The organism is Pseudidiomarina salinarum, from assembly GCF_000753715.1.
GTDB lineage: Bacteria > Pseudomonadota > Gammaproteobacteria > Enterobacterales > Alteromonadaceae > Pseudidiomarina > Pseudidiomarina salinarum.
Map to the genome: position 1 here is coordinate 213195 of NZ_JPER01000003.1, position 24486 is coordinate 237680.

General features: G+C 51.8%; 24 protein-coding genes. 21 read left to right on the forward strand and 3 right to left on the reverse strand.

The window, feature by feature from the left end; genetic code table 11:
• Nucleotides 1-36: 36 nt before the first annotated feature.
• Together IDSA_RS07310 and IDSA_RS07315 are read right to left on the reverse strand one after the other, a co-directional pair.
• Nucleotides 37-531 carry a DUF6702 family protein gene (locus tag IDSA_RS07310; RefSeq protein ID WP_034775554.1) on the reverse strand — a complete coding sequence of 165 codons (495 nt, stop codon included), beginning with the start codon at nt 529-531 and terminating at the stop codon, nt 37-39.
• The gene (locus IDSA_RS07315) at nt 531-2954 is read right to left on the reverse strand and encodes a M1 family metallopeptidase (RefSeq protein WP_034775556.1); all 2424 of its coding nucleotides are present in this window, start codon (nt 2952-2954) and stop codon (nt 531-533) included. The genes IDSA_RS07310 and IDSA_RS07315 overlap by 1 nt, the downstream gene beginning before the upstream one ends.
• A gap of 126 nt (nt 2955-3080) precedes the next feature.
• Between IDSA_RS07315 and IDSA_RS07320 the strand changes: the two genes are divergently transcribed.
• The 21 genes from IDSA_RS07320 (at nt 3081) to IDSA_RS07420 (ending at nt 23819) form a co-directional block, all read left to right on the forward strand.
• On the forward strand, nt 3081-3569 hold the full coding sequence (locus IDSA_RS07320) for a flavodoxin domain-containing protein (protein ID WP_034775558.1): 489 nt from the start codon (nt 3081-3083) through the stop codon (nt 3567-3569).
• Nucleotides 3570-3922: 353 nt separating this feature from the next.
• Nucleotides 3923-5824: a tRNA uridine-5-carboxymethylaminomethyl(34) synthesis enzyme MnmG gene (gene mnmG, locus IDSA_RS07325; protein WP_034775560.1), complete on the forward strand. Its 1902-nt coding sequence runs from the start codon at nt 3923-3925 to the stop codon at nt 5822-5824.
• Between the two features lie 32 nt (nt 5825-5856).
• Nucleotides 5857-6489 (forward strand): 16S rRNA (guanine(527)-N(7))-methyltransferase RsmG, encoded by a 633-nt coding sequence (gene rsmG, locus IDSA_RS07330; RefSeq protein WP_034775562.1) that lies wholly within the window; start codon nt 5857-5859, stop codon nt 6487-6489.
• 6 nt (nt 6490-6495) lie between these two features.
• A complete protein-coding gene (locus tag IDSA_RS07335; protein ID WP_034775564.1) occupies nt 6496-7299 on the forward strand; it encodes a ParA family protein in 804 nt (267 codons plus the stop codon).
• 8 nt (nt 7300-7307) lie between these two features.
• Entirely contained in the window at nt 7308-8207 is a 900-nt protein-coding gene (locus IDSA_RS07340; RefSeq protein ID WP_034775566.1) for a ParB/RepB/Spo0J family partition protein, read from the forward strand.
• Between the two features lie 72 nt (nt 8208-8279).
• Nucleotides 8280-8666 (forward strand): ATP synthase subunit I, encoded by a 387-nt coding sequence (locus tag IDSA_RS07345; RefSeq protein ID WP_034775568.1) that lies wholly within the window; start codon nt 8280-8282, stop codon nt 8664-8666.
• A 13-nt stretch (nt 8667-8679) separates the two neighbouring features.
• Nucleotides 8680-9540, forward strand: a complete 861-nt coding sequence (atpB, locus tag IDSA_RS07350; protein ID WP_034775570.1) for a F0F1 ATP synthase subunit A — start codon at nt 8680-8682, stop codon at nt 9538-9540.
• A 62-nt stretch (nt 9541-9602) separates the two neighbouring features.
• Nucleotides 9603-9836, forward strand: coding sequence for a F0F1 ATP synthase subunit C (gene atpE / locus IDSA_RS07355; RefSeq protein WP_034775573.1), 234 nt, complete (start codon nt 9603-9605; stop codon nt 9834-9836).
• Nucleotides 9837-9882: 46 nt separating this feature from the next.
• Entirely contained in the window at nt 9883-10353 is a 471-nt protein-coding gene (gene atpF / locus IDSA_RS07360) for a F0F1 ATP synthase subunit B (RefSeq protein WP_034775575.1), read from the forward strand.
• 18 nt (nt 10354-10371) lie between these two features.
• On the forward strand, nt 10372-10905 hold the full coding sequence (atpH, locus tag IDSA_RS07365) for a F0F1 ATP synthase subunit delta (protein ID WP_034775577.1): 534 nt from the start codon (nt 10372-10374) through the stop codon (nt 10903-10905).
• A gap of 14 nt (nt 10906-10919) precedes the next feature.
• Nucleotides 10920-12461, forward strand: a complete 1542-nt coding sequence (gene atpA / locus IDSA_RS07370) for a F0F1 ATP synthase subunit alpha (RefSeq protein ID WP_034775579.1) — start codon at nt 10920-10922, stop codon at nt 12459-12461.
• Between the two features lie 67 nt (nt 12462-12528).
• The gene (atpG, locus tag IDSA_RS07375) at nt 12529-13395 is read left to right on the forward strand and encodes a F0F1 ATP synthase subunit gamma (protein ID WP_034775581.1); all 867 of its coding nucleotides are present in this window, start codon (nt 12529-12531) and stop codon (nt 13393-13395) included.
• A 39-nt stretch (nt 13396-13434) separates the two neighbouring features.
• The gene (atpD, locus tag IDSA_RS07380; protein ID WP_034775583.1) at nt 13435-14820 is read left to right on the forward strand and encodes a F0F1 ATP synthase subunit beta; all 1386 of its coding nucleotides are present in this window, start codon (nt 13435-13437) and stop codon (nt 14818-14820) included.
• 16 nt (nt 14821-14836) lie between these two features.
• Nucleotides 14837-15256, forward strand: a complete 420-nt coding sequence (locus tag IDSA_RS07385; RefSeq protein ID WP_034775584.1) for a F0F1 ATP synthase subunit epsilon — start codon at nt 14837-14839, stop codon at nt 15254-15256.
• Between the two features lie 153 nt (nt 15257-15409).
• Nucleotides 15410-16774: a bifunctional UDP-N-acetylglucosamine diphosphorylase/glucosamine-1-phosphate N-acetyltransferase GlmU gene (glmU, locus tag IDSA_RS07390; RefSeq protein ID WP_034775585.1), complete on the forward strand. Its 1365-nt coding sequence runs from the start codon at nt 15410-15412 to the stop codon at nt 16772-16774.
• A gap of 7 nt (nt 16775-16781) precedes the next feature.
• A complete protein-coding gene (glmS, locus tag IDSA_RS07395; protein ID WP_034775732.1) occupies nt 16782-18614 on the forward strand; it encodes a glutamine--fructose-6-phosphate transaminase (isomerizing) in 1833 nt (610 codons plus the stop codon).
• A gap of 27 nt (nt 18615-18641) precedes the next feature.
• On the forward strand, nt 18642-20474 hold the full coding sequence (locus tag IDSA_RS07400) for an SLC13 family permease (RefSeq protein ID WP_034775586.1): 1833 nt from the start codon (nt 18642-18644) through the stop codon (nt 20472-20474).
• 128 nt (nt 20475-20602) lie between these two features.
• Nucleotides 20603-22078, forward strand: a complete 1476-nt coding sequence (locus IDSA_RS11870; RefSeq protein WP_051986161.1) for a hypothetical protein — start codon at nt 20603-20605, stop codon at nt 22076-22078.
• Between the two features lie 130 nt (nt 22079-22208).
• Nucleotides 22209-23006 (forward strand): PhzF family phenazine biosynthesis protein, encoded by a 798-nt coding sequence (locus tag IDSA_RS07410; protein ID WP_034775588.1) that lies wholly within the window; start codon nt 22209-22211, stop codon nt 23004-23006.
• A 30-nt stretch (nt 23007-23036) separates the two neighbouring features.
• Nucleotides 23037-23240, forward strand: a complete 204-nt coding sequence (locus IDSA_RS07415) for a hypothetical protein (protein ID WP_051986162.1) — start codon at nt 23037-23039, stop codon at nt 23238-23240.
• Between the two features lie 108 nt (nt 23241-23348).
• On the forward strand, nt 23349-23819 hold the full coding sequence (locus IDSA_RS07420; protein ID WP_034775590.1) for a hypothetical protein: 471 nt from the start codon (nt 23349-23351) through the stop codon (nt 23817-23819).
• A gap of 14 nt (nt 23820-23833) precedes the next feature.
• Here IDSA_RS07420 and IDSA_RS07425 read toward each other — a convergent pair whose 3' ends face one another.
• Complete coding sequence (locus tag IDSA_RS07425) at nt 23834-24397, reverse strand: flavin reductase family protein (RefSeq protein ID WP_034775592.1); 564 nt, start codon at nt 24395-24397, stop codon at nt 23834-23836.
• Nucleotides 24398-24486 lie beyond the last annotated feature (89 nt).

Genomic DNA, 24486 nt, shown 5'->3' on the forward strand with positions numbered 1-24486 from the left:
GGCAACAAATTAGCCTATAACTTAGGCTAGCTTAGCCTATTGCGCAAAGCGAACCCGCTGCCAGTCATCCGCTGCTGAAAATTTCAGGCTCTGAATGGCACCACGCCCTTCTACATTGACCAGATTTTGCTGGCTTGACCAGATATCCTGCAAAGCTTTGTGCTGCATTTGCAGGCCTTCCAGTTCAGCGGGGATCGGCGCTTCCTGATAAATCCAGAAATCTGCGCCGTCGACCTGGTAGCCCACCAGCTCTAATGGCAGTGGCTGACCATCAAGATCCGTCATCTTAAAGCGCGTTAACACATAGTCACTGAACTGCTTACGGGTAGCGTCCCTGGTATGCATATTGCCCGCTTTATCAAACAACTGCTGCACCGCGTGTTCAGCATCATGCAATAAGAATTTATGCATGACTTCAATATTCCCGGTCCGGTCATTAAACAAGACCGTGGTAATAGCCGTCTTCAGTTGATGGGCCGTCGCCTGGCCCATCAACATCAGCCCGAATAACGCTAAAGCAATATACCGCATTAATTCAGCTTCTCTTTGGCGTCCTGCATCAGATCCCGCGAAATATGATCCAGTTTGCGTTCCGACTTAAAGGCTTCAATGCGTGACGGAATAATCTTACGCGGATAATAGTTGTTCTCAATATCGACATCCGCCGTCTCCCAGTTCGGATCCACGGCAAAGCCAACAACTTCTTTTTCCGTCACGATCAATTTACTGACGGCCTTGGCATTGCGGCGCCAGATTTCCGCTGGGATCTCCAGCATGTCCGTGGTGCCATCAGCATAAGTCGCCTCAAGCAGAATCGGCATCACCAGCCCACCGAGGTTCTCAAATTCCAGTACATAGTAGTTCTGATCTTCCTCAATAGCGCGCTCGAACGCCAGACGCTCCCAGGGCTCTAATTTCTCCAGAAACTCCTGATATTCCTTGCGTTGCTTGTTGGTCACAGTGAAAGGGTCGTTTTCATCATAGAAATCGCGCACGTCGGTATTGAGTTCAACCCAGGTACGGCGGCCCTCGGCCTTGTTGCGCTGTTCGAACAGAGATACCGGCTTATCTGCTTCTTCCTGGCGGCGACGCTCCCAGTCAATGTCGGGATCCTGAGTATCCAGCTGCAGCTTATAGACCCGTTGCAAGGCGATATCGACATGATCCGTAGAGTAGAACCAGCCACGCCAGAACCAATCCAGATCAACGCCTGAGGCTTCTTCCATAGTGCGGAAAAAATCCGCCGGTGTAGGACGTTTGAACATCCAGCGCTGAGCATACTCTTTGAACGCGAAGTCGAAGAGCTCGCGACCCAGAATCACTTCGCGCAGAATATTCAGTGCTGCGGCTGGCTTGGTATACGCGTTCGGTCCCAGGTTCAACACACTGTCTGACTGGGTCATGATCGGCACCTGCTCGGTGGATTTCATGTAATCGACAATTGAACGCGGCTCGACGCCCCATGGAATCGACGGATCCCATTCGCGGCCAGCGACACCATCAAGAAAACTGTTCAGGCCTTCATCCATCCAGGTCCACTGGCGCTCATCGGAGTTGACGATCATCGGGAAGTAAATATGCCCAATCTCGTGAATGACCACGCCAATCAGGAACCGCTTTTCTGCCAGCGAGTAGGTACGGCTGCCATCGTCCTGCAATTCAGTACGCGGACCGTTAAAGGTGATCATCGGGTACTCCATTCCACCAACCGGGCCGTTGACGGACTGGGCTGTCGGATACGGATAATCAAACGAAAAACGGCTGTACACATCCATGGTGTGAATCACGGATTCAGTGGAGTATTTCTCCCAGAGCTCACCGCCTTCTTTGGGATAAAATGACATTGCCATAACCAGCGGTTGTACACTGCCGCCCTGCTGATAGCCACGGGCATCCCAGATAAACTTCCGCGATGATGCCCAGGCAAAATCACGCACGTTTTCAGCCTTGAAGCGCCACACTTTACGCTCAGTTGTGCCCTCAGCTTCGTTCGCCAGAGCTTCTTCCGGCGTAACCACAAATACCGGCCGCTTCGCACTTTCAGATTGCTTCAGGCGCTTCCGTTGTTCGGCCGTTAATACCTCGCGGGCATTCGCCAGCTCGCCGGTTGACGATACGATATGATCAGCCGGTACATCGATGCTGACCTCAAAGTCGCCAAATTCCTGAGTGAATTCACCACGACCGAGAAATTCTTTATTGGTCCAGGCTTCATAATCGGTAAAGGCCGCAACGCGCGGATACCACTGAGCCAGCAGGAAGATGTCGTTACCACCTTCGCGGGCATCATCAGGGAAATGCTCATAACCTGAACGCGCGCCAACCGCATCTTCTTCAACAATATTAAAAGCAAAATCGATGGCCAGTTCGGTTTGCTGACCCGGCTTCAATGGCTGGGGTAAATCGACCCGCATATTGGTGCCAACGATGACAAAATCCAGCGTTTTACCTAAGCGATCAGCAACCTTATTGATCGCAAAACCGAGTTCGTTATCCGCCATAAACTGCTGACGACGCAAATCACCCAGGCTGATCCGCGCGGGCTTATCAATGCCCCCAAGGCTTTTTTCGGGCTTGCTACTAAAAGTTGCGGTGCGCTCCGCGATGGAATCACCACGAAAGATATTCTGATCCAGCTGAATCCAGATGTACTTCAATGTATATGGTGAGTTGTTGTGGTAAGTAATAACTTCAGCAGCCTCAAGTCGCCGCTTCGCTTCGTCAAGCCGCACATCTATTGTATAATCAGCACGCTGCTGCCAGTATTTTTCACCCGGTTCGCCAGCTGCGCTGCGGTAAACGTTCGGGGTAGGCAGGCTTTCATCCAGCTGCCGGAATTTATCAACAAAGTCCCCTTTGGTTTGCTGAATCGCGGACTCGGCATGTGCCGGTAATACCGTAAACTGCGCCGTCGCTACAAGGACAGCACCTAACCAGATTAGCTTTGATTTCATATGGATAGGGTCTCTGTTGTTAGAATTAGAAGAGTAGGCGGTGACTGTATCAATGTTTAGATCCTGATACCATGACCTTTGGCCGTAAAAATCAGCGATTTATCGTTTTTAAGCTACGAGTAACTCATGCCAAATAACATCCCAAGTAAACCGCAAAACATAGATATTCTGGTTGCCACAACCTCAGGCAATACCGAGTACCTGGCCGATCAACTGGCCGCACAGCTCGAAGCTGCTGGCTTCACCACGGCCATGCATTATGAGCCGGATTACCATCAACTAACTGAGGACGTTAATGAAAACAGCATCTGGCTATGTTGTGTTGCCAGCCACGGCGCCGGTGATTATGCCGACAGCATGCTCGACTTTGCTGAACAGCTGCATCGCGATCAACCGGATCTTAAAACCCTTCGCTATGCAGTGATCGCAGTTGGCGACAGCTGCTATGACACCTTTTGTGCGGCGGGTCGTGATTGTGACGAAAAACTTGCCAAAGCGGGGGCAAAACGATTGTTGGATCGACTGGAAATAGATATGTCGATCGACGATCCGGACAAAAAAGCATCAACATGGGGACGATCTTTTACCAATCTCATGTGTATAAAAGAAGAATAAGTCGGTCTAAGCACTGTAGATAGACGCTGTATAACTATGTGAATAACCTACCCTGTGGATAAGTGGTCTGGTTATCCACCGTTTGATCACCGCAAGGATCATCGTCTGAACACAGCTTTACAGATCCTTGAGATCCTCATGGAATATGGCTTCAAAGCGCTTATCCACAGAAAAGCCGTTGCTAGTAGTAATAGTAATAAAAGATCAAAACAAAAGATCTCTACTAACTACTAAAGATCTTTAAAGGCTAATCCTGTTCAGAATTTAACCATTTTGATCTGCAGCAATTCGCGCTAAAATAGCCGGCTCAGTTTTGCCAGAAATTTTAATACGTACAACAAGGGAAATTCTCTATGTCAGACAACTCAAAATACCATCAGCATTATGACGTCATCGTCATTGGTGGTGGACATGCCGGTACGGAAGCAGCTCTTGCAGCAGCCCGTATGGGTAGTCAAACCCTGTTGCTGACACATAACATGGAAACCCTGGGCCAGATGTCTTGTAATCCGGCTATTGGCGGTATTGGTAAAGGCCATCTGGTTAAAGAAATCGATGCCTTAGGCGGCGCTATGGCAACCGCTGCAGACCATGCCGGCATCCAGTTCCGAACGCTTAATTCATCGAAAGGTCCTGCAGTTCGGGCAACCCGTGCCCAGGCTGATCGGCAGCTCTATCGCGCTGCGATCCGCTCGATCCTCGAGAACCAGCCAAATCTAAGTTTGTTCCAGCAAGCCTGTGATGATCTGATCGTTGAACAGGATCGCGTTGTTGGCGTGGTTACCCAGATGGGTCTGAAATTCTCTGCCACCACCGTGGTGCTTACCGTCGGAACTTTCCTTGGTGGTGTAATTCACATTGGTCTGGATAATTATCAGGGCGGTCGGGCCGGTGATCCACCAGCCAATGCGTTATCCAAACGGCTACGTGAATTGCCGTTACGGGTTGATCGGTTAAAAACCGGTACCCCACCACGAATTGATGCCAAAACCATCGATTTTTCGGCACTGCAGGAACAGCCCGGTGATCAGCCCACGCCCATTTTTTCGTTTATGGGCAAGCAAAGCGATCACCCGCAGCAAATTTCCTGTTATATCACCCATACCAGTGAAAAAACCCACAAGATCATTCGCAGTGGTTTAGATCGATCACCGATGTATTCAGGCGTAATCGAAGGCGTAGGACCGCGTTACTGTCCGTCGATCGAAGATAAAGTGATGCGTTTTGCTGATAAAAACTCGCATCAGATCTTCGTCGAACCCGAAGGCTTAACCACTCAGGAAGTCTACCCGAACGGTATTTCTACCAGCCTGCCTTTTGACGTGCAGGTAGAACTGGTGCGTTCGATTAAAGGTTTTGAAAATGCGCATATTACCCGACCAGGCTATGCCATCGAATATGACTATTTTGATCCGCGGGATCTGAAACAAACCCTGGAAACCAAATATATCCAGGGATTGTTCTTTGCTGGCCAGATCAACGGTACCACCGGCTATGAAGAAGCTGGCGCCCAAGGGCTTGTTGCTGGTGCCAACGCTGCTTTGCAGGTACAAGGCAAAGAGGGCTGGGCACCGCGCCGTGACCAGGCCTATATGGGCGTTTTAATTGACGATTTATCCACCCTGGGTACCAAAGAACCGTACCGGATGTTCACCTCACGTGCTGAATACCGGTTATTACTGCGGGAAGACAACGCCGATATGCGTCTGACCGAGCAAGGCCGTGAACTGGGGCTGGTTGATGATGCCCGCTGGGCGCGTTTTAATGAGAAAATTGAAGGTATTGCGCAAGAACAACAGCGTTTACGCAGTACCTGGATTTATCCGCACCATGCCGCTGCCGAAGCAGTTAATACCCTGGTTAAAACACCCATTGCCCGCGAAGTAAACGTCGAAGAACTATTACGCCGGCCTGAGGTGACTTATGATGCGCTGATGAGTGTGCCGGAACTGGGCCCGGGCCTGACCGATCAGCAAGCTGCTGAACAGATCGAAATTCAGACCAAATATGCCGGCTATATTGTTCGCCAGCAGGATGAAATAGCTAAACAGTTGCGCCATGAAAATACACGGTTGCCGCTGAATTTCGATTACAAGTCAATCAAAGGCCTGTCCAACGAAGTGATCGCCAAACTGAACGAACATCAGCCCGAAACCGTCGGTAAAGCGGCGCGGATCTCCGGGATTACCCCGGCGGCGATTTCCATGCTGCTGGTGCATCTGAAAAAACAGGGACTATTGCGCAAGAGCGCTTAAACGGAAGACCTTAAAGGGAAAAACAGGCAGTTATGCGCAAAAAATTAGACCAGCTGCTGGCCCAGGCCGGAATTGAATTGACCGACCAGCAGCTTGAACAACAACTCACCCTGGTTGAACAACTGAACAAATGGAATAAGGCCTATAATCTGACTTCGGTGCGTGATCCCGAGCAGATGCTAAGCCGACATATTGTCGACAGTTTAGTTGTGTTACCTTATCTTCAGGGTCAACGTTTTATCGATGTCGGAACCGGCCCCGGTCTGCCCGGATTACCACTTGCCATTGCCCGGCCCGATTGTGAATTTGTATTGCTCGACAGCCTGGGTAAGCGCATCCGTTTTATCCGCCAGGTGTGCCACCAGCTGCAATTAACCAATGTCACTGCAGTGCAGAGCCGGGTTGAAGATTACCAGCCTGACAGCAAATTTGACGGCGTGATAAGTAGAGCCTTTGCCTCGCTTAATGATATGCTCAGCTGGTGCCGGCATCTGCCCGGTGCGCAGGGTCGTTACCTGGCCCTTAAAGGCGTTTACCCAACCGAAGAGCTGGCGCAGTTTGAACAGACTTTTGGTACTGAATTTGAAATTGAAGCGATTAACCGGTTACAGGTTCCGGGAGCAGAAGGCGAACGCCATCTGGTTATTATAAAAACAAGAGGTTAGTGTCCAGTGGGCCGAATCATAGCCATTGCAAATCAGAAAGGTGGAGTGGGTAAAACCACGACGGCAGTCAATCTGGCGGCGTCGATGGCAGCGACCCGCCGTAAGGTATTGTTAATCGATCTGGATCCGCAAGGCAACGCGACTATGGGTAGTGGTGTGGATAAATATGAGGTCGAAAACACCGCCTATGAGCTTCTGGTTGATCAGAAGCCCGCCAAAGAAGTCATTATTACCGATACCAATGGCAAGTATCACCTGGTCGCCGCTAACGGTGACACCACGGCCGCTGATATTAAGCTGATGGAAGCTTTTGCCCGCGAACAACGGCTGGCCAACGCGTTACGGCCAATAGTCGACGACTATGACTTTATTTTTATCGACTGTCCGCCCTCGCTGAGTATGCTGACGGTGAATGCGATGGCAGCCGCTGATTCGGTGCTGGTACCCATGCAGTGTGAGTACTATGCGCTGGAAGGTCTGACCGCGCTGATGGATACCATCGAACGGCTGGCCGAAGCAGTGAACCCACGGTTGGGCATTGAAGGTATTCTGCGAACCATGTACGACCCGCGTAACCGACTTGCCAATGATGTCTCCGAACAACTGAAAACCCATTTTGGCGATAAAGTGTATCGCACCGTCATCCCCCGCAATGTGCGACTCGCCGAAGCGCCCAGTTTTGGTGCGCCGGTGATGTATTACGATAAATCATCAACTGGTGCTAAAGCTTATTTATCCCTTGCCGGCGAACTCATTCGTCGCGAGGGAAAACTGAAAAAAGCCGAAGCAGCGGCTGAAGCCCAAGGATAAAACGCGTTATGTCTGCCAAAAAACGAGGATTAGGACGCGGCTTAGATGCCCTGTTGACCAATAGCAAAACGGCCCGCGATCTGGAGCAGTCCGCTGAGCCGCCCATTGACTTTACCCAGAGTGAACTGCAGAAATTACCCATCGAATGGTTGCAGCCGGGTAAGTATCAGCCGCGCAAAGATATGTCGCCGGAAGCGCTCGAAGATCTCGCTTCATCGGTAAAATCACAGGGTATTATCCAACCGATTGTCGTGCGCCCGTTAGGCCATGAAAGCTATGAAATAATTGCTGGTGAACGCCGTTGGCGCGCTGCGCAGATGGCGCGCCTGAGCGAAGTACCCTGCCTGGTGAAAGATGTGCCGGACGAAGCGGCCGTGGCCATGGCGCTGATTGAGAATATTCAGCGCGAAGACTTAAATGCCATGGAAGAGGCCACCGCGTTACAACGTTTGCTTGACGAATTTCAGTTAACTCACCAGGAAGTAGCCGATGCCGTTGGTAAATCCCGCGCCACCGTCACCAACCTGCTGCGTCTGAATAATCTTGAGGGCGAAACCAAAACCTTGCTGGAGCGTGGTGATATTGATTTGGGCCACGCCAAATTGCTGCTGGCCTTACAAGGCGAGCCACAAGCTGAGGCCGCGCGGGTTATTGCCGCTAAGGCCATGACCGTGCGTGAAGCTGAGAAGCTGGTACGGCAGATCCTCGAGCCACCCAAGAGCAGCCCCGAGCCGAAGCAACCCGATGCCGATATTCAGCGCCTGGAGCAACGCCTCAGTGACCATCTTGGCGCCGCCGTTGCTATCAACCACGGCCGAAAAGGGAAAGGCAAGGTGGTCATTAATTACAGTAGCTTAGATGAACTGGACGGAATTCTGACCCATTTTCAGCTGAATGACGACAGTTAGCCTGTTTGATTTGTTTGCAATTAAGACACAAATCTTTATACTATCGCGGGCTTTTTAAAGAGGTTTAAGCCTGTGACAAAAACACTGACAAGTACCGGAAAACAGCTTGCTGCGCGCCTATTACGGGTTCAGGCTGGCACGATATTTTTACTGGCTTGTGTGTTATCACTGCTTAACTCGTACGAATATTTTTGGGGTGTTGTCGGCGGCGGTCTGGCCGTGATGATACCCACAGCACTTTTTGCCTGGCGCGCTTTTGCTGTAGGCGGTGCGCGGGCGGCGCAACAAGTCGTCAGTAACTTTTTTGCCGGTGAAGGGATAAAAATCATCCTGACCGTAGCCTTGCTGGTTGTTTTACTGGTGTTTACTTCGCTCCCGCTCAGTGCGGTTGTTAGCGGCTACATCGCAACCTTAATCGTGCAATGGCTGGCACCGATTTTGTTTTTAAAATCAACGTAAATTGGGAAATGAGATGGCTGCAAGTGACGAGTTAACGCTGACAGGCCATATTCAGCACCATTTGACCAACGCCAGAATGTGTAATACCGAAGATGGTATTGCCTTCAATAAAGCGTGTGAGGATATGGGATTCTGGGTATGGCACATTGACACCCTCGCCTGGTCGATCGGACTAGGTATTCTGTTCCTGGTGATCTTCCGTCGGGCGGCCAGCCGTGCCGATACCGGTGTACCCGGGAAGTTTCAGTGTTTCATTGAGATGGTCGTGGACTTCGTTGGCGACAACGTACGCGATACCTTCCATGTGAAAAGTAAACTCATAGCGCCCCTGGCATTAACCATCTTCGTCTGGGTATTCCTGATGAACCTGATGGATTTAGTCCCGGTTGACTTCCTGCCCGCCTTTGCCGGCTGGATCGGCGAAACCGCATTTGGCATGGACCCGCAGAATGTGTACATGAAAGTTGTACCGACTACGGATCTGAACATGACCGCAGCGCTGGCGCTGGGCGTATTCTTCCTGATGATCGGCTACGGCATCAAAATGAAAGGTGTCGGTGGGTTCATTAAAGAACTGACGCTGCATCCGTTCAGCTCGAACAATATGTTCGTGCAGATCATCCTGATTCCGTTCAACCTGATTCTCGAACTGATCGCATTGGTTTCCAAGCCGTTCTCACTGGCACTGCGTCTGTTCGGTAACCTGTATGCCGGTGAGCTGATATTTATTCTGATTGGTGCGATTGGCCTGATGCAGTTGCCATTGCATTTTGTGTGGGCAGTGTTCCACATCCTGGTAATCGTGTTGCAGGCTTTCGTATTTATGATGCTGACCATCGTATACCTGAGCATGGCAGCATCTGAAAGCCACTAAGTTTTAGCATTACGTTTTATTTTTTATTTTTAACTTTAACCTTTGAAATATCGGAGAAAACAATGGAACTAGCATTAGGTCTTAAATACATCGCTGTATCACTGCTGATCGGTTTTGGTGCAATCGGTACTGCGATCGGTTTCGGTAACATGGGCGGTAAGTTCCTGGAAGCGTGTGCACGCCAGCCAGAATTAGCACCGTCTCTGCAAGTTAAAATGTTCATCCTGGCAGGTCTGATCGATGCGGTAGCGATGATCGGCGTTGGTATTGCCATGGTACTGTTGTTCGTACTTTAAGGCCCAAGCCAATTACTCGAACAACTGAACTAAGGGAGGGCAGGTCGTGAACCTAAACATGACCCTGATCGGAGAATTGATCGCGTTTATCGTCTTTGTGCTTTTCTGCATGAAGTTCGTTTGGCCTCCGCTGAACAATGCGATTGAAGCTCGTCAGAAGAAAATAGCTGATGGCCTTGCCGCCGGTGAACGTGCGGAAAAAGACCTTGAGCTGGCGCAAGCCAAGATAGCTGACGAACTTAATGATGCGAAAGCGCAAGCTTCCGAAATCATCGCCCAGGCGAAGAAACGCGCCGAAGAGACGATTGATGACGGTAAGAAGCGTGGCGAGCAAGAGCGTGAAAAACTGATCGCAGCTGGCCAGGCGGAAATCAAAGCTGAGCGCAACCGCGTACGCGAAGAACTGCGTAAGCAAGTAGCTGTATTGGCTGTTGCCGGCGCAGAAAAAATTATCGAGCGTGAAATTGATAAAGACGCTCACAGTGACATCGTTGAAAAACTGGTCGCTGAACTCTAACCAAAGGGGTTTGTGCAAATGTCAGAATTGACTACGGTTGCTCGCCCCTATGCAAAAGCAGCTTTTGATTTTGCAGTAGAACAGGACGCAATCGAATCGTGGCACGAGATGATTAGCTTCGCAGCAGCTGTTGCAAAAGATGATCAGATGACCACGTTTTTGAACAGCGCCGAAACACCAGATAAGAAAACCGAAGTTTTCATTAAAGTGTGCGGCGAACAACTGGACGAGAAAGCCCAGAACTTCGTGCGCGTCATGGCTGAAAATGGCCGACTGAAAGCTTTGCCTGAAGTGGAGACGCTATATAGCGCGCTTCGTGCTGATTACGACAAGGAAATCGCGGTTGATGTTACTTCTGCGGTGAAATTGACGAAAAAGCAGCAGGACAATCTGGTAAAAGCGTTAGAAGAACGTTTTTCACGCAAAGTTAAGCTGAATTGCAGTGTCGATGCAGCGATCGTCAGTGGCCTCTATATTAAAGCCGGTGACACCGTGATTGACGGTACGGTGCGCGGTAAGCTGACTCGGCTTGCCCACGCACTGCAATCCTAATTGGGGACTTGAGCATGCAACTGAATTCGAATGAAATCGCAGAACTGATCAAGAAACGTATTGACCAGTTCGAAGTGGTCAGTGAAGCTCGTAACGAAGGTACTATCGTTTCTGTTAAAGACGGTATTATCCGCGTTCACGGCCTTGCCGACTGTATGCAGGGCGAAATGATTGAGCTTCCTGACAATCGTTACGCTATCGCTTTGAACCTCGAGCGCGACTCTGTCGGCGCCGTGGTTATGGGTCCTTATGCGGACCTGCAAGAAGGCGTAAAAGTTAAATCTACCGGGCGCATCCTGGAAGTACCAGTAGGCCCATCGCTGCTGGGCCGGGTTGTGAACACCCTGGGCGCACCAATCGACGGCAAAGGGCCAATCGAAGCTGAAGGCTACGAAGCGGTAGAAAAAATCGCACCCGGCGTTATCGAGCGGAAGTCGGTTGACCAGCCAGTACAGACTGGTTACAAGTCAATTGATGCCATGGTGCCAATCGGCCGTGGTCAGCGTGAGCTGATTATCGGTGACCGTCAGACTGGTAAAAGTGCCCTGGCAATCGATGCCATCATTAACCAGAAAGATTCCGGCATTAAGTGTGTCTACGTAGCTATCGGTCAGAAATCATCAACCATCGCTTCTGTAGTACGTAAGCTGGAAGAGCACGGCGCGCTGAAAAACACCATCATTGTTGCTGCGTCTGCATCTGAGTCAGCTGCACTGCAATACCTGGCAGCCTACTCTGGTTGTACCATGGGTGAATACTTCCGTGACCGCGGTGAAGACGCGCTGATCGTTTATGATGATTTGTCTAAGCAAGCAGTTGCTTACCGTCAGATCTCATTGCTGCTGCGTCGTCCGCCAGGTCGTGAAGCGTATCCTGGTGACGTTTTCTATCTTCACTCACGTCTGCTTGAGCGGGCGGCACGAGTCAATGAAGACTATGTTGAGAAATTCACCGACGGAAAAGTGAAAGGCAAAACCGGTTCACTGACAGCCCTGCCTATCATTGAAACTCAGGCCGGTGACGTATCAGCATTCGTACCAACCAACGTGATTTCAATCACCGATGGTCAGATCTTCCTTGAAACTGACCTGTTCAACGCCGGTATCCGCCCTGCGGTTAACGCCGGTGTATCGGTATCGCGGGTTGGTGGTGCAGCACAGACCAAGATCATCAAGAAGTTAGGTGGTGGTATTCGTCTGGCCCTGGCACAGTATCGTGAACTGGCGGCATTCGCTCAGTTTGCTTCGGATCTTGACGAAGCGACCCGCTCGCAGTTAGAGCACGGTCAGCGCGTTACTGAGCTAATGAAGCAGAACCAATACCAGCCAATGAGCGTAGCGGAAATGGCCGTTTCTATCTTTGCAGCCGAAAAAGGCTATCTGAAAGATGTGCAAATGGACAAAGTCCTCGACTTCGAAAGTGCGTTAATTTCGTACATGAAGAGCGAGTACGCTGAGCTGATAGCTGAAATTAACAAAACTGGCAACTATAACGACGACATCGAAGCCAAGCTGCATGAAGGTCTGAAATCCTTCAAAAAGACGCAGTCTTGGTAAGCGCAAGGATGACCGCAGCCGTGCATAACGCTGTGGTCATCAGTCGTTGAGTTAACAGGAGAATATCATGGCCATCGGTAAAGAGATTAAAACCAAGATCGGGAGTATTAACAATACTCAGAAGATCACCAGTGCAATGGAGATGGTTGCTGCGTCCAAAATGAAAAAGGCGCAGGAACGTATGGCCTCCAGCCGTCCGTACGCGGACAGCATTCGCAAGGTGATCGGCCATGTTGCCCATGCCAAGCTTGAATACCGTCATCCGTATCTGGAAGAGCGGGAAATTAAGCGGGTTGGCTACATTGTGATTTCAACCGACCGCGGCTTGTGTGGCGGCCTGAACACCAATGAATTTAAAGCGGTGGTCCGGCATGCACAGAAGCAGCAGCAAGACGGTATTGAAGTCGACTTTGCAGCCATAGGTAGCAAGGCAACAGGTTTCTTCAAACGCTTTGGTGGCCGTTTACTGGCGCAAAAATCTGGTCTGGGCGATAAGCCAAGCGTGAATGACGTGCTCGGGACAGTACAGGTGATGCTCGATGCTTTCGACGAAGGCAAAGTGGATCGTCTGTACCTGGTGTACAACAAGTTTGTGAACACCATGTCGCAAGAGCCAACGGTAACGCAACTGCTGCCATTGCCAAAAGCAGAATCCCGGGAAGATTTGCAAAAAGGTACCTGGGATTACCTGTACGAGCCAGATCCACAGCCGATTCTTGAAGTACTGATTCGCCGTTACGTTGAAAGTACGGTCTATCAGGGTGTTGTGGACAATATCGCCAGTGAACAGGCAGCTCGGATGGTCGCCATGAAGGCCGCTACCGACAACGCCGAAGACCTGATCGATCAGTTGCAGCTGGTGTACAACAAAGCACGTCAGGCAGCGATTACCCAAGAAATTTCGGAAATTGTATCGGGCGCCGAAGCGGTATAAGGCGAAGCTTGCAAGAATTTTAGAGTTAGAGGATATGTCATGAGTCAAGGTAAGGTCGTGCAAATAATTGGCGCGGTTGTGGATATCGAATTTCCACAATCAGATGTGCCAAAGGTATACGACGCGCTGCAGGTGACCGACGGTGGCCTCGAGGGTCTGACCCTGGAAGTACAGCAGCAGTTAGGTGGTGGTATCGTGCGGGCAATCGCAATGGGTACTACCGACGGTCTGCGTCGTGGAGCAAGCGTTAAAAACAGCGGTGAGCCAATCATGGTGCCAGTAGGTCAGAAGACCTTAGGCCGCATCATGGACGTATTGGGTAAGCCAATTGACGAAGCGGGCGAAATCGGTGCAGAAGAGCGCATGTCGATTCACCGTGAAGCGCCATCGTACGAAGAGCAGTCGAGCTCTACCGAGCTACTGGAAACCGGCATCAAGGTTATCGACCTGATTTGCCCGTTTGCTAAAGGCGGTAAAGTTGGTCTGTTCGGCGGTGCCGGTGTTGGTAAAACCGTTAACATGATGGAGTTGATCCGGAACATCGCGATCGAGCACAGCGGCTACTCAGTATTCGCCGGTGTGGGTGAGCGTACCCGTGAAGGTAACGACTTCTACCATGAAATGAAGGATTCCAACGTACTGGACAAAGTAGCGCTGGTTTACGGTCAGATGAACGAGCCTCCGGGTAACCGTCTGCGCGTAGCACTGACCGGTCTGACCATGGCGGAAAAATTCCGTGATGAAGGTCGCGACGTTCTGTTCTTCGTGGATAACATCTATCGTTATACTCTGGCCGGTACTGAAGTATCTGCACTGTTAGGCCGTATGCCTTCAGCGGTAGGTTACCAGCCAACCCTGGCGGAAGAGATGGGCGTTCTGCAGGAACGTATCACCTCAACCAAAACCGGTTCAATCACCTCAATCCAGGCGGTCTACGTACCGGCGGATGACTTGACTGACCCCTCACCAGCAACCACCTTCGCTCACTTGGATGCGACCGTGGTACTGTCACGTGACATCGCGTCACTGGGTATCTACCCGGCGGTTGATCCTCTGGATTCAACCTCGCGTCAGCTGGATCCGCAGGTTATCGGTAAAGAACACTATGATGTCGCTCGTGGCGTACAGTCCGTACTGCAGCGCTACAAAGAACTGAAAGACATCATCGCGATTCTGGGTATGGACGAGCTGTCTGAAGAAGACAAACTCAGCGTATCCCGTGCACGTAAAATTCAGCGCTTCCTGTCGCAGGCATTCTTCGTAGCCGAAGTATTTACTGGCGCGCCAGGTAAGTATGTGCCTCTGAAAGACACAATCGCTGGCTTTAAAGGCATCTTAAACGGTGATTATGACGACCTGCCAGAACAAGCGTTCTACATGGTTGGCAGCATCGAAGAAGCGGTCGATAAAGCTAAGAAAATGTAAGAACCGGGAGGTTTAAATGGCAGCTAAAACTGTACAGCTTGACGTGGTCAGCGCCGAAGAGATGTTGTTCTCTGGTGCGGTAGAGACCGTGCAAGTGACCGGTAGCGAAGGTGAGCTGGGTATTTACCCCGGCCACGCCCCTTTATTAACAACCATTAAGCCAGGTATGGTGCGGGTTGTGATGAAAGGCGGTGAGGAAGAAATCATCTATGTTGCCGGTGGTGTGCTTGAAGTGCAGCCACATAATGTCACGGTGCTTGCAGATACAGCGATTCGCGGTGAAGAGCTTGATGAACAGGAAGCTCTGAAGGCCAAGAAACAAGCTGAAGAAGCAATTGCAGACTCCAGTTCTGACCTCAGTTATGCGGAAGCAGCTGCGGAACTGGCCCGGGCATTGGCTCAGCTGCAGATTATTCGCAAGGTACGCCGCAAATAATCGCAGTTGGCAGCATGAGTGCTAACAAATAGTGCTAAAAAATTGAAAAAGACCCGTCAGATAGTCTGCCGGGTCTTTTTTTCGCCTGTTAATCTTATGTAAAATCGGTAAAATAACCAACTTCAAACAAATTCAACGAGAACGGATGGATTCATGTCTCTCAGTGTAGTCGTTCTTGCTGCTGGCAAGGGCACCCGGATGCGCTCCGCGCTCCCGAAAGTTCTGCACCCTATCGCCCACAAGCCGATGGTTCAGCACGTTATTGATACGGCGACCGAGCTATCCCCTGCGACGACCCATGTTATCTATGGCCACGGCGGCGAAGCGCTCCGCAACGCCCTCACCGGTCAGCCCCTGAATTTTGTCGAGCAGGCCGAGCAGAAAGGCACCGGTCATGCCGTGCAGCAGGTGGTCCCTCATCTTGGCGATAATGAGCAAGTACTGATTCTTTATGGCGACGTGCCACTGACCCGGCTGTCGACGCTGCAGAAGCTTATTGAAGCCGCTAATGGCACCGAACTGGCGCTACTTACCGTTACACTGCCCGATCCTACCGGTTACGGCCGTATTATCCGTAATGAACAAGGCGCGGTGCTGGGTATCGTGGAGCAAAAAGATGCCTCACTGGAACAGCGCCAAATCACTGAAGTAAATACCGGCATTATGGTGGCGCAAAGCGCGGCACTGAAGCGCTGGCTGGCGAACTTGTCTGACGACAACGCCCAGGGCGAATACTACCTGACCGACATTGTGGCCATGGCATCGGAAGAAGGCGTAAAGATCGCCACCGCCCAACCTGCAGTCATTAACGAAGTCGAAGGCGCGAACAACCGGGTGCAGCTGGCTACCCTTGAGCGCGCTTATCAGCAGCGCCAGGCCGAACACCTGATGCTCAACGGCGCGACCCTTATGGACCCAGCCCGGATTGATGTGCGCGGCGAAGTACAGGTTGGCAGCGATGTCGTCATCGACGTCAATGTGATTTTTGAAGGCCAGGTCGAACTGGGTGATGGTGTGGTCATTGAGAGTAACTGCATCCTGCGCAACTGCCGTATCGGCGCGAACTCGCGCGTGCGCTCGCATACCGTAATTGACGATGCCACGCTGGCGGAAAACTGTTCCGTAGGGCCTTTTGCCCGGCTGCGGCCTGGCGCTGACCTCGCTGAAGGGGCCCAGATCGGTAACTTCGTCGAGATCAAGAAAACCCGCATGGGCAAAGGCTCAAAAGCCAGCCACCTGACTTACCTTGGTGATGCCGAAATCGGCGAAGGCGTGAATATTGGCGCCGGCACCATCACCTGTAACTATGACGGTGTAAATAAACATATCACCCGCATCGATGATGGTGCTTTTGTTGGCTCCAACAGTTCGCTGGTGGCGCCGGTACGTATTGGGAAGAGCGCGACGGTTGGCGCTGGCTCAACCGTAACCAAAGACATTGAAGACGGTGAACTCGGCATTGCCCGGGGCAAACAGAAAAATATCAGTGGCTGGCAGCGGCCGCAGCGAAAAGGATAACGGATTTATGTGTGGAATTGTCGGTGCAACATCAGAACGCCGGATCAGTGAAATTCTTATTGAAGGCCTTAAACGCCTGGAATACCGCGGCTATGATTCAGCTGGTCTGGCGGTACTTAACGAGAATGGTCAAATTGAGTCGCTGCGCCGCACCGGTAAGGTGCAGGCTCTTAAAGACGCAGTCGGCGATACGCCGTTAAGCGGCACCACCGGCATCGCGCACACGCGTTGGGCAACTCATGGCGGTGTGACTGAAGCCAACGCGCATCCGCATATTTCATCTGACTGTATTGCGGTTGTGCACAATGGCATCATCGAGAATCACGAGAAATTACGCGAGCGCCTGACCGGGCTGGGCTACACGTTCACTTCTGATACCGACACGGAAGTTATTTGCCACCTGGTTCATCACGAGCAAAAAAGCCGCTCGGATCTGTTCGCTGCAGTGCAAGCTGCCGTGCGTCAGCTCGAAGGCGCTTATGGTACCGTGGTCATGGATTGCCGCGAGCCGGGCCGGTTGGTCGTCGCCCGGTCGGGCAGCCCGCTGGTAATTGGTCTGGGTATCGGCGAGAACTTTATCGCCTCGGATCAACTGGCACTGCTGCCAGTGACCCGCCGCTTTATGTACCTTGAAGAAGGTGACATGGCCGACATCAACCGCACCGAAGTCAAAGTTTATGACAAGCAGGGTGAGCGGGTTGAACGTGAAGTGACTGAATCCGATGGCAGTTATGATGCCGGCGGCAAAGGTAACTACCGCCACTTTATGCTCAAAGAAATTCATGAACAGCCAACGGCGGTTCGCAACGCCCTGGAAGATCGGCTGGTTAACGGTAAGGTTGCCGACGACGCCTTTGGCAAGGGTTCGATGGAACTGCTGAAGAGCATCGAGCATGTGCAGATCGTCGCCTGTGGTACCAGCTACCACTCCGGCATGGTCGCGCGCTACTGGCTGGAATCCCTGGCCGGCGTATCCTGCAATGTTGAGATTGCCTCAGAGTTTCGTTATCGGCAGTCTTATGTGCACCCAAACAGCCTGCTGGTGACCATTTCTCAGTCGGGCGAGACCGCTGACACCCTCGCGGCTCTGCGTCTCTCTAAAGAGCTTGGCTACAAAGGTAGCCTGACTATCTGTAACGTGACCACCTCCTCTATGGTGCGTGAGTCGGATTTAGCCTATATGACCCGCGCCGGCGCAGAGATTGGTGTGGCATCGACTAAAGCCTTCACCACGCAACTGGTTGGCCTGCTGATGCTGGTATTAGCAATTGGTCAGCACCGCAATCTTAAGCCGCAGCAACGGGACGCCATTGTTAAAGGCCTGCAGGCCCTGCCCGCACGGCTGGAAGAAGCCCTGCTGCTGAGCGACGAAATCGAAGCCCTGGCCCCGGAGTTTGCTGATAAGTATCACAGCCTGTTCCTGGGCCGTGGCTCGCAGTATCCGATTGCGATGGAAGGTGCGCTGAAGCTTAAAGAGATTTCCTACATTCACGCCGAGGCCTATGCCGCCGGCGAACTCAAGCACGGCCCGCTGGCCCTGATCGACGCCGACATGCCGGTTATTGTGGTGGCACCTAATGACGAATTGCTCGAGAAGCTGAAATCCAACGTGGAAGAAGTACGCGCGCGCGGCGGCATCATGTACGTATTCGCCGACCGAGACGCCCACTTCAAAGGCGACCAGAGCATGCGCGTCATCAATGTTTGTCACTGCGATGAAATCATCGCGCCTATCGTCTACACCGTGCCGCTGCAGTTGCTCTCCTACTTCGTTGCCATCATCAAAGGCACCGACGTGGACCAGCCGCGCAACCTGGCTAAATCGGTGACGGTAGAGTAAAACTCAAAGAATTAACCTGAGGCACCTATGACCCAAGAACAGTGGTTAATTCTGGCTATATTAGCCGGCACGGTAGTCATGTTTCTCTGGGGGCGCTGGCGCCATGATATGGTGGCGCTTGGTGCCTTACTTGCCTGTGTTTTGGCGGGTCTGGTTGCCCCCGCCGATGCGTTTTCTGGCTTTGGCCATCCGGCCGTTATTACCGTTGCCGCTGTGCTGGTGTTAAGTCAGGGGCTGCAAAATTCTGGTGCGGTGGATGCCCTCACCCGCACTGTGCTGCCCGCTAAGGCGGGCAGGCTGGTCACGCTATCTGCGCTGATGGGGCTGGGCGCTTTTCTATCCGGTTTTATGAATAACGTAGGCGCCATGGCACTGTTAATGCCGGTGGCGATTCACGTAGCCCACCGGCTTGAGCTGACGCCCGGGCAGGTCCTCATGCCACTGGCCTTCGGAACTATCCTTGGCGGCATGACGACGCTCATTGGTACACCGCCTAACCTCATTGTCTCGGGCTTTCGCGCCGAAGCTGGCCTGGGTAGTTTTAGCATGTTTGATTTTACCTACATCGGGTTGCCGGTAGCTGCCGTTGCGATTGCCTTTGTTTTAATTATCGGCTGGCGGCTGGTACCGGCTCGTAAACAATCCGGTGTGGAAGGATTTGAAGCGGGTGCCTATATTACCGAAGTCAGAATCGAGGAAGACAGTAAAGCCGCTGGCTTGAGCTTACGGGAAATCGAGGCTGAGCTGGCCGATGCGGATGCTCAGATTATTGGTATCGTGCAAAGAGAAGTCCGGCTTATTGCTGCGAGTCCTGGCCGGCGCGTACACGCTGGCGATATTCTGATGATTGAAGCCGAGGCTGATGCCTTAACCGAGGTACTGTCGACCCTGGGGCTTAAGCTCGAAGAGTCGGTGGAACTGGATGAAGCCGACGAGGACGAGGACGAACAGAAAGAACAGGACCAGGAGGAGCAGGAAGCCGAGGATGAAGCACCGCCAACAGACGATATAGTGCTGATGGAGCTGGCCGTGCGGCCCGGCTCTGTCCTAAGCGGACGTTCAGCCAGTGATATTTCACTAAGAACCCGCTATGGCATTAATTTACTGGCGCTATCCCGTGAAGGCTCGCGCACCATGAAACGATTGCGCTCTATTAATCTGCAGTCGGGCGACCTGTTGCTGATGCAGGGGCCGCCAGAGGCAATCAGTGAGTTTGCCGCCGATAATGGCTGTGTGCCACTGGCGCAGCGGGAGCTGCGCATTCCCGACAAACGCAAAGTATGGGAATCCAGTCTGATTATGCTCTTTGCCATTGGTGGTGCCGCATTTGGACTGGTGCCGGCAGTCATCTCTTTTGCTATGGGCGTACTGGCTTCTATGGCGCTGCGGACGGTGCCACCACGCAAAGTTTATGAGGCCATCGACTGGCCGGTTATCGTGTTGCTGGGTGCGCTTATCCCGGTAGCTAATGCCATGCAAACTACCGGTACCGCCGATCTGATAGCCCGCTTTCTGATTGAAAGCGTAGCCCAGGGCAATGCCGTAGTAGGATTGGGTCTGATACTGGTAGTTACCATGTTCTTATCTGACCTGATGAATAACGCCGCTACTGCGGCGGTGATGTGCCCGATAGCTATCGGCATCGCCAACGCCCTTGGCGTGAATGCTGACTCCTTTCTGATGGCCGTCGCCATAGGTGCTTCCTGCGCCTTCCTGACGCCCATTGGTCATCAGAACAACACGCTGATTCTTGGCCCCGGCGGCTTCCGCTTTAGTGACTACTGGAAATTAGGGCTGCCAGTGGAGATTATCGTGGTTGCTGTAGCATTACCCTTGCTGCTGATTGTATGGCCGCTCTGATACATCGTTTGAAATGTGTTCGTTCAGCATCTAAGCTTTTTTTATACTTGGGGCCAGTTTCGTTAACGGTTTTTCGGCAGAGGGAGCTGGTCGCCTAATCCATCCGTAGCAAAGCGAGGAGGAAAGGTATGTCTGGCACAGCTTCAAAAGGAGTGGCTAAACCCCTGGTTGCCCTGGCCACAGCAACTGCTCTTGGTTTTTCCCCGGCAGTCCATGCCAATAATGCCTGTTCAACCGCAGCCCAGGTTGGGGCTGATCTCTGGAAAGAATACGATGATGTAGTTAAAAACGTTGGCTGCGTCGGCGTTACGGGTGCCGCTGTGGTAGGTACAGCTGGCGTGGGCTTACTGCAATCACAAAAAATATACTCTAAATGCATGACAGTCGCCGACGATGCCGACCAAGCGACGCGTAATATGATTTCCAACTGGAATGATATGGTCGGCAACAACTGGGCGCATATTGGGCCTCGCTCGTTACCGCTTGGCGAAACCCAAAAAGGTACAGTGACCAGCCGCGGTACTCGTCTGTACATAACGCCAGCACCGGTGACCGGCGCACTGCACCTGAACCTGGAGAAGGTGAAATTTAAAGGGAAGACTACCGTCAGTGTATGCACCTTCGGGCCAGGCTCTGACCCGACTGATCACAATGTTGATAGCAACGAGATTTGGTCATTTACCATAGATCCGGGCCCTCAGAATATCGACAAGACCTGGAGTAAAACCTTTCCCGCTGCCTATGGGCACTTGGTAGCTGTCACCTTTAAAGGGAAAAGTGTTGCCAAGTCGATGCGCTACGAGCTGCGTGCAGAGAGCGAACCGGTCAGCGCTGTGGTGATTGACGGATCCGCCGGCTCCGGAAGTACCAACTACACAATCGAAGGTGGCGGCGCGATCGAACAGGTAGCGCGTAAGATAGGCGACATTGATGTCACTATCCAGGGCAGCGATAAGGTCAGCGGTAACCGCGCTGAAGGCGCTGTCGGCGCCGGAGCCGATGGCTTTTTAGTAGCCGGTGAATTGCCCCGTATTACGTTGGAGAACCCTGCTAACGCGCGAATCCTCGTTAATGGCCAACCTTATAATACGGTGGTCATTGATGGCAGCGCCGGTTCGGGCAGCACTTCGTATACCATTACCGGAGGCGGTGATATCCGCCAGGTGAAAGGTTCACTGGCGGGTCAAAACGTCACCGTTCAGGCTAATGACAATATCAGCGGCGACCGTGCCAAAGGCGCCGTAGGTGGTGGCTTAGATGGCTTTATTGTATTAGGCGAACTGCCTACTGTTACCCTTGAGAATCCGGATAACGCCAAGGTTCTGGTAAACGGTGAACCCTATCACACCGTTGTGATCGCCGGCGCCGAAGCTTCTGGTACAACCGGTTACACTATTCATAGCGGCGGCCGCATTCAGCAGGTAAGCGGCTCTCTGGCCGGTTATCAGGTGTCGATCCAGTCCGGCGATAAGGTAAGCGGTACCACCGCCACAGGGCAAGTTGCTGGCGGCAACGACGGCTTTGTTGTCTATGGCGATAAGCCGGAAGTGAAACTGGACAACGCCGGTAACGCGGTGGTTTATATCAACGGCAAAAAAATGTGATAGAGGCCGCTTAAAATACAAGGTGAAAAAGCCAGATACGAGCGAAACGTATCTGGCTTTTTTGTGGCTGGACGGTTATAACTTAGCGTCGTAACTTACCACCAAAAACGAGTGATAATAAGCGAGCAGAATGGAACTTGAAATCAATGTAGTTGATGCATTTACGGATGCTGTTTTCGGCGGGAACCCGGCCGCCGTGATCATCACGGATAGTTGGTTGGCCGACGACTTAATGCAATCTATTGCGGCAGAAAACAACTTGTCAGAAACGGCATTTCTGGTGCCGGGTGAAGCATCAGGCTATGCGATCCGGTGGTTTTCGCCAATCACGGAAATTCCTTTTTGTGGTCATGCGACCTTAGCGTCGGCCTTTGTGCTGTTTAACAAAAAGCCAGAAGTGAAAAGCCTTAATTTTTCAGCGAAAGCAGTTGGGGATTTGGCCGTTACCAAAACGGGCTCGGGCCAGATACAGATGGATTTTCCGAACACAAAGCCTGAGAAAGTAGAGGCTATCCCTGATAGTTTACTGGCCGGACTTTCTATCACGCCTCATGAGGTCTACCGTAATGGACAGGCTTACTTTGTCGTTTACCGATCGGAATCCGACGTTAAGTCTGTGCTTCGCGATAACGAGTCGCTGGTTCAGCTTAAGCCACATGATGTGGTGGTGACATGCCAATCCGAATCCAGGGACTATGACTTCGTTTCGAGGTATTTCTGGCCGGCAAATGGCGGCGATGAAGATCCGGTAACAGGGTCGATTCACACCGGGCTGGCGCCATTTTGGGCCGAACGCCTGGGTAAAAATGAGTTAGTGGCCTATCAGGCCTCACAGCGTGGCGGTGTGCTTTACTGCCGGGTTAACGGCGACAGAGTGCTTATTTCCGGCACCGCCGTTCAGTACCTGAAAGGCCAGATCACCGTTTAGACTGCATTGTTCACTTTAAAAGGAGCTATCATGGATGCCGAATTTGGTTTGTTGATGATTGTCGTAGCTGGTTTTATCTGGCTGCTACCAATATTACTGATCCTTGGTTCAAATAAAACCGCCGGCGGCGAGAAACTTGCCTGGGTTCTGGCGGTCATTTTTGTATCCTGGTTCGCGTGGATTATTTACCTGCTGATTGCCCCAGTAAGCAATAGAAGCGGAATCCCCAGGTGATATCCAAGTTTTAACCAGCTGCTATTAAGGGGGCGCTTGCGTTAAGTGCGTCCCCCCATCTATAACTTATAGGTGTGTTCCACAATTAATTGGTGAAGGAGCTACCTGATGGCAAACAAGCATTCGATCAATTTTAGTACGCATGTAGCTGCGGGCCTGCTCTGTGCTGGCATGATAAGCAGCGTCGCGCAGGCAGACGAAGGCAGCGAACCAGAGTTACTGGAAACCATGTCCATGTTGCAGACCATGACCCATAAATCCAGTTTGGCCATTGATCACAAAAACTCGGGCTTGCTCGATTTCTACGCCCATGAGCTGGAAGAATATATTGAGAAAGCCGAAAGCATAGAAAGTTCCGATGGCAAGCCTATCGGGCAGTTGGTGAAGGGGATGCTGGCGCCTAAATTCAAGGCGTTTAAAAGCGCGGCGGAAGGGAGTGACTGGAAAAGTATTTCCTCTAGCTTCGATAGCATGATCGACAGCTGTAACAGCTGCCACCAGGCTACCGGGTATAACTTTATCAATATCAAACGTACCGATAAAAACCCGTATATGCAGAGCTTCGAGTCCGACAACTAATCGGCAAGCGCCGGTTAATCCAGCATATCGTCTGAGAACAACTCCCGGCGGTTAATCATTTCGCCGGCGACCATAAATATCCCGTCGCCGGTGTAATGCAGCGTTGTTGGGTATTCGGGGTCCGTCATCACCTGAGCAGCGACGACTTCAAAGATAAAGTAGTTGTAGCGATCGATGAGGGCATCGTCGTACAGGCGACACTCGAAGTGGCCGTAGCATTCTTTGATGAGCGGCGCGCTCACCTGCTGCGCGCGTTCCGTGCAGAGGTCAAATTCCGAAAACTTATCGGTTTTCGCACCGGTCGTATTGCCAATCCCGATCACTTTTTTCGTCATTTCCGTCGTGGGCAGGTTAATCACACATTCCCGGCTTTGTCTGATCAGATGATGACTATAGTTTTGCTCAGATATAACGCAGCCCACCAGTGATGGTGATCTATTCAGTATGCTGTGCCAGCCAAGCGTCATGACGTCAGATTCGCCGTCGTGGTGCGACGACACTAGTACAATCGGACCAGGCTCCAGGTAACGGCGTGCCTTATCAACGGGCAGCTGTTGTTTGGTGGAAATGGCGTTCATTGGATTGCCCCCTCTCAAGCTTCAGAATTAATAGTCGACACGAAAAGGATTAGCGTTAAAAATGCTTTTGTCAAAATAGCGTCGGCGCT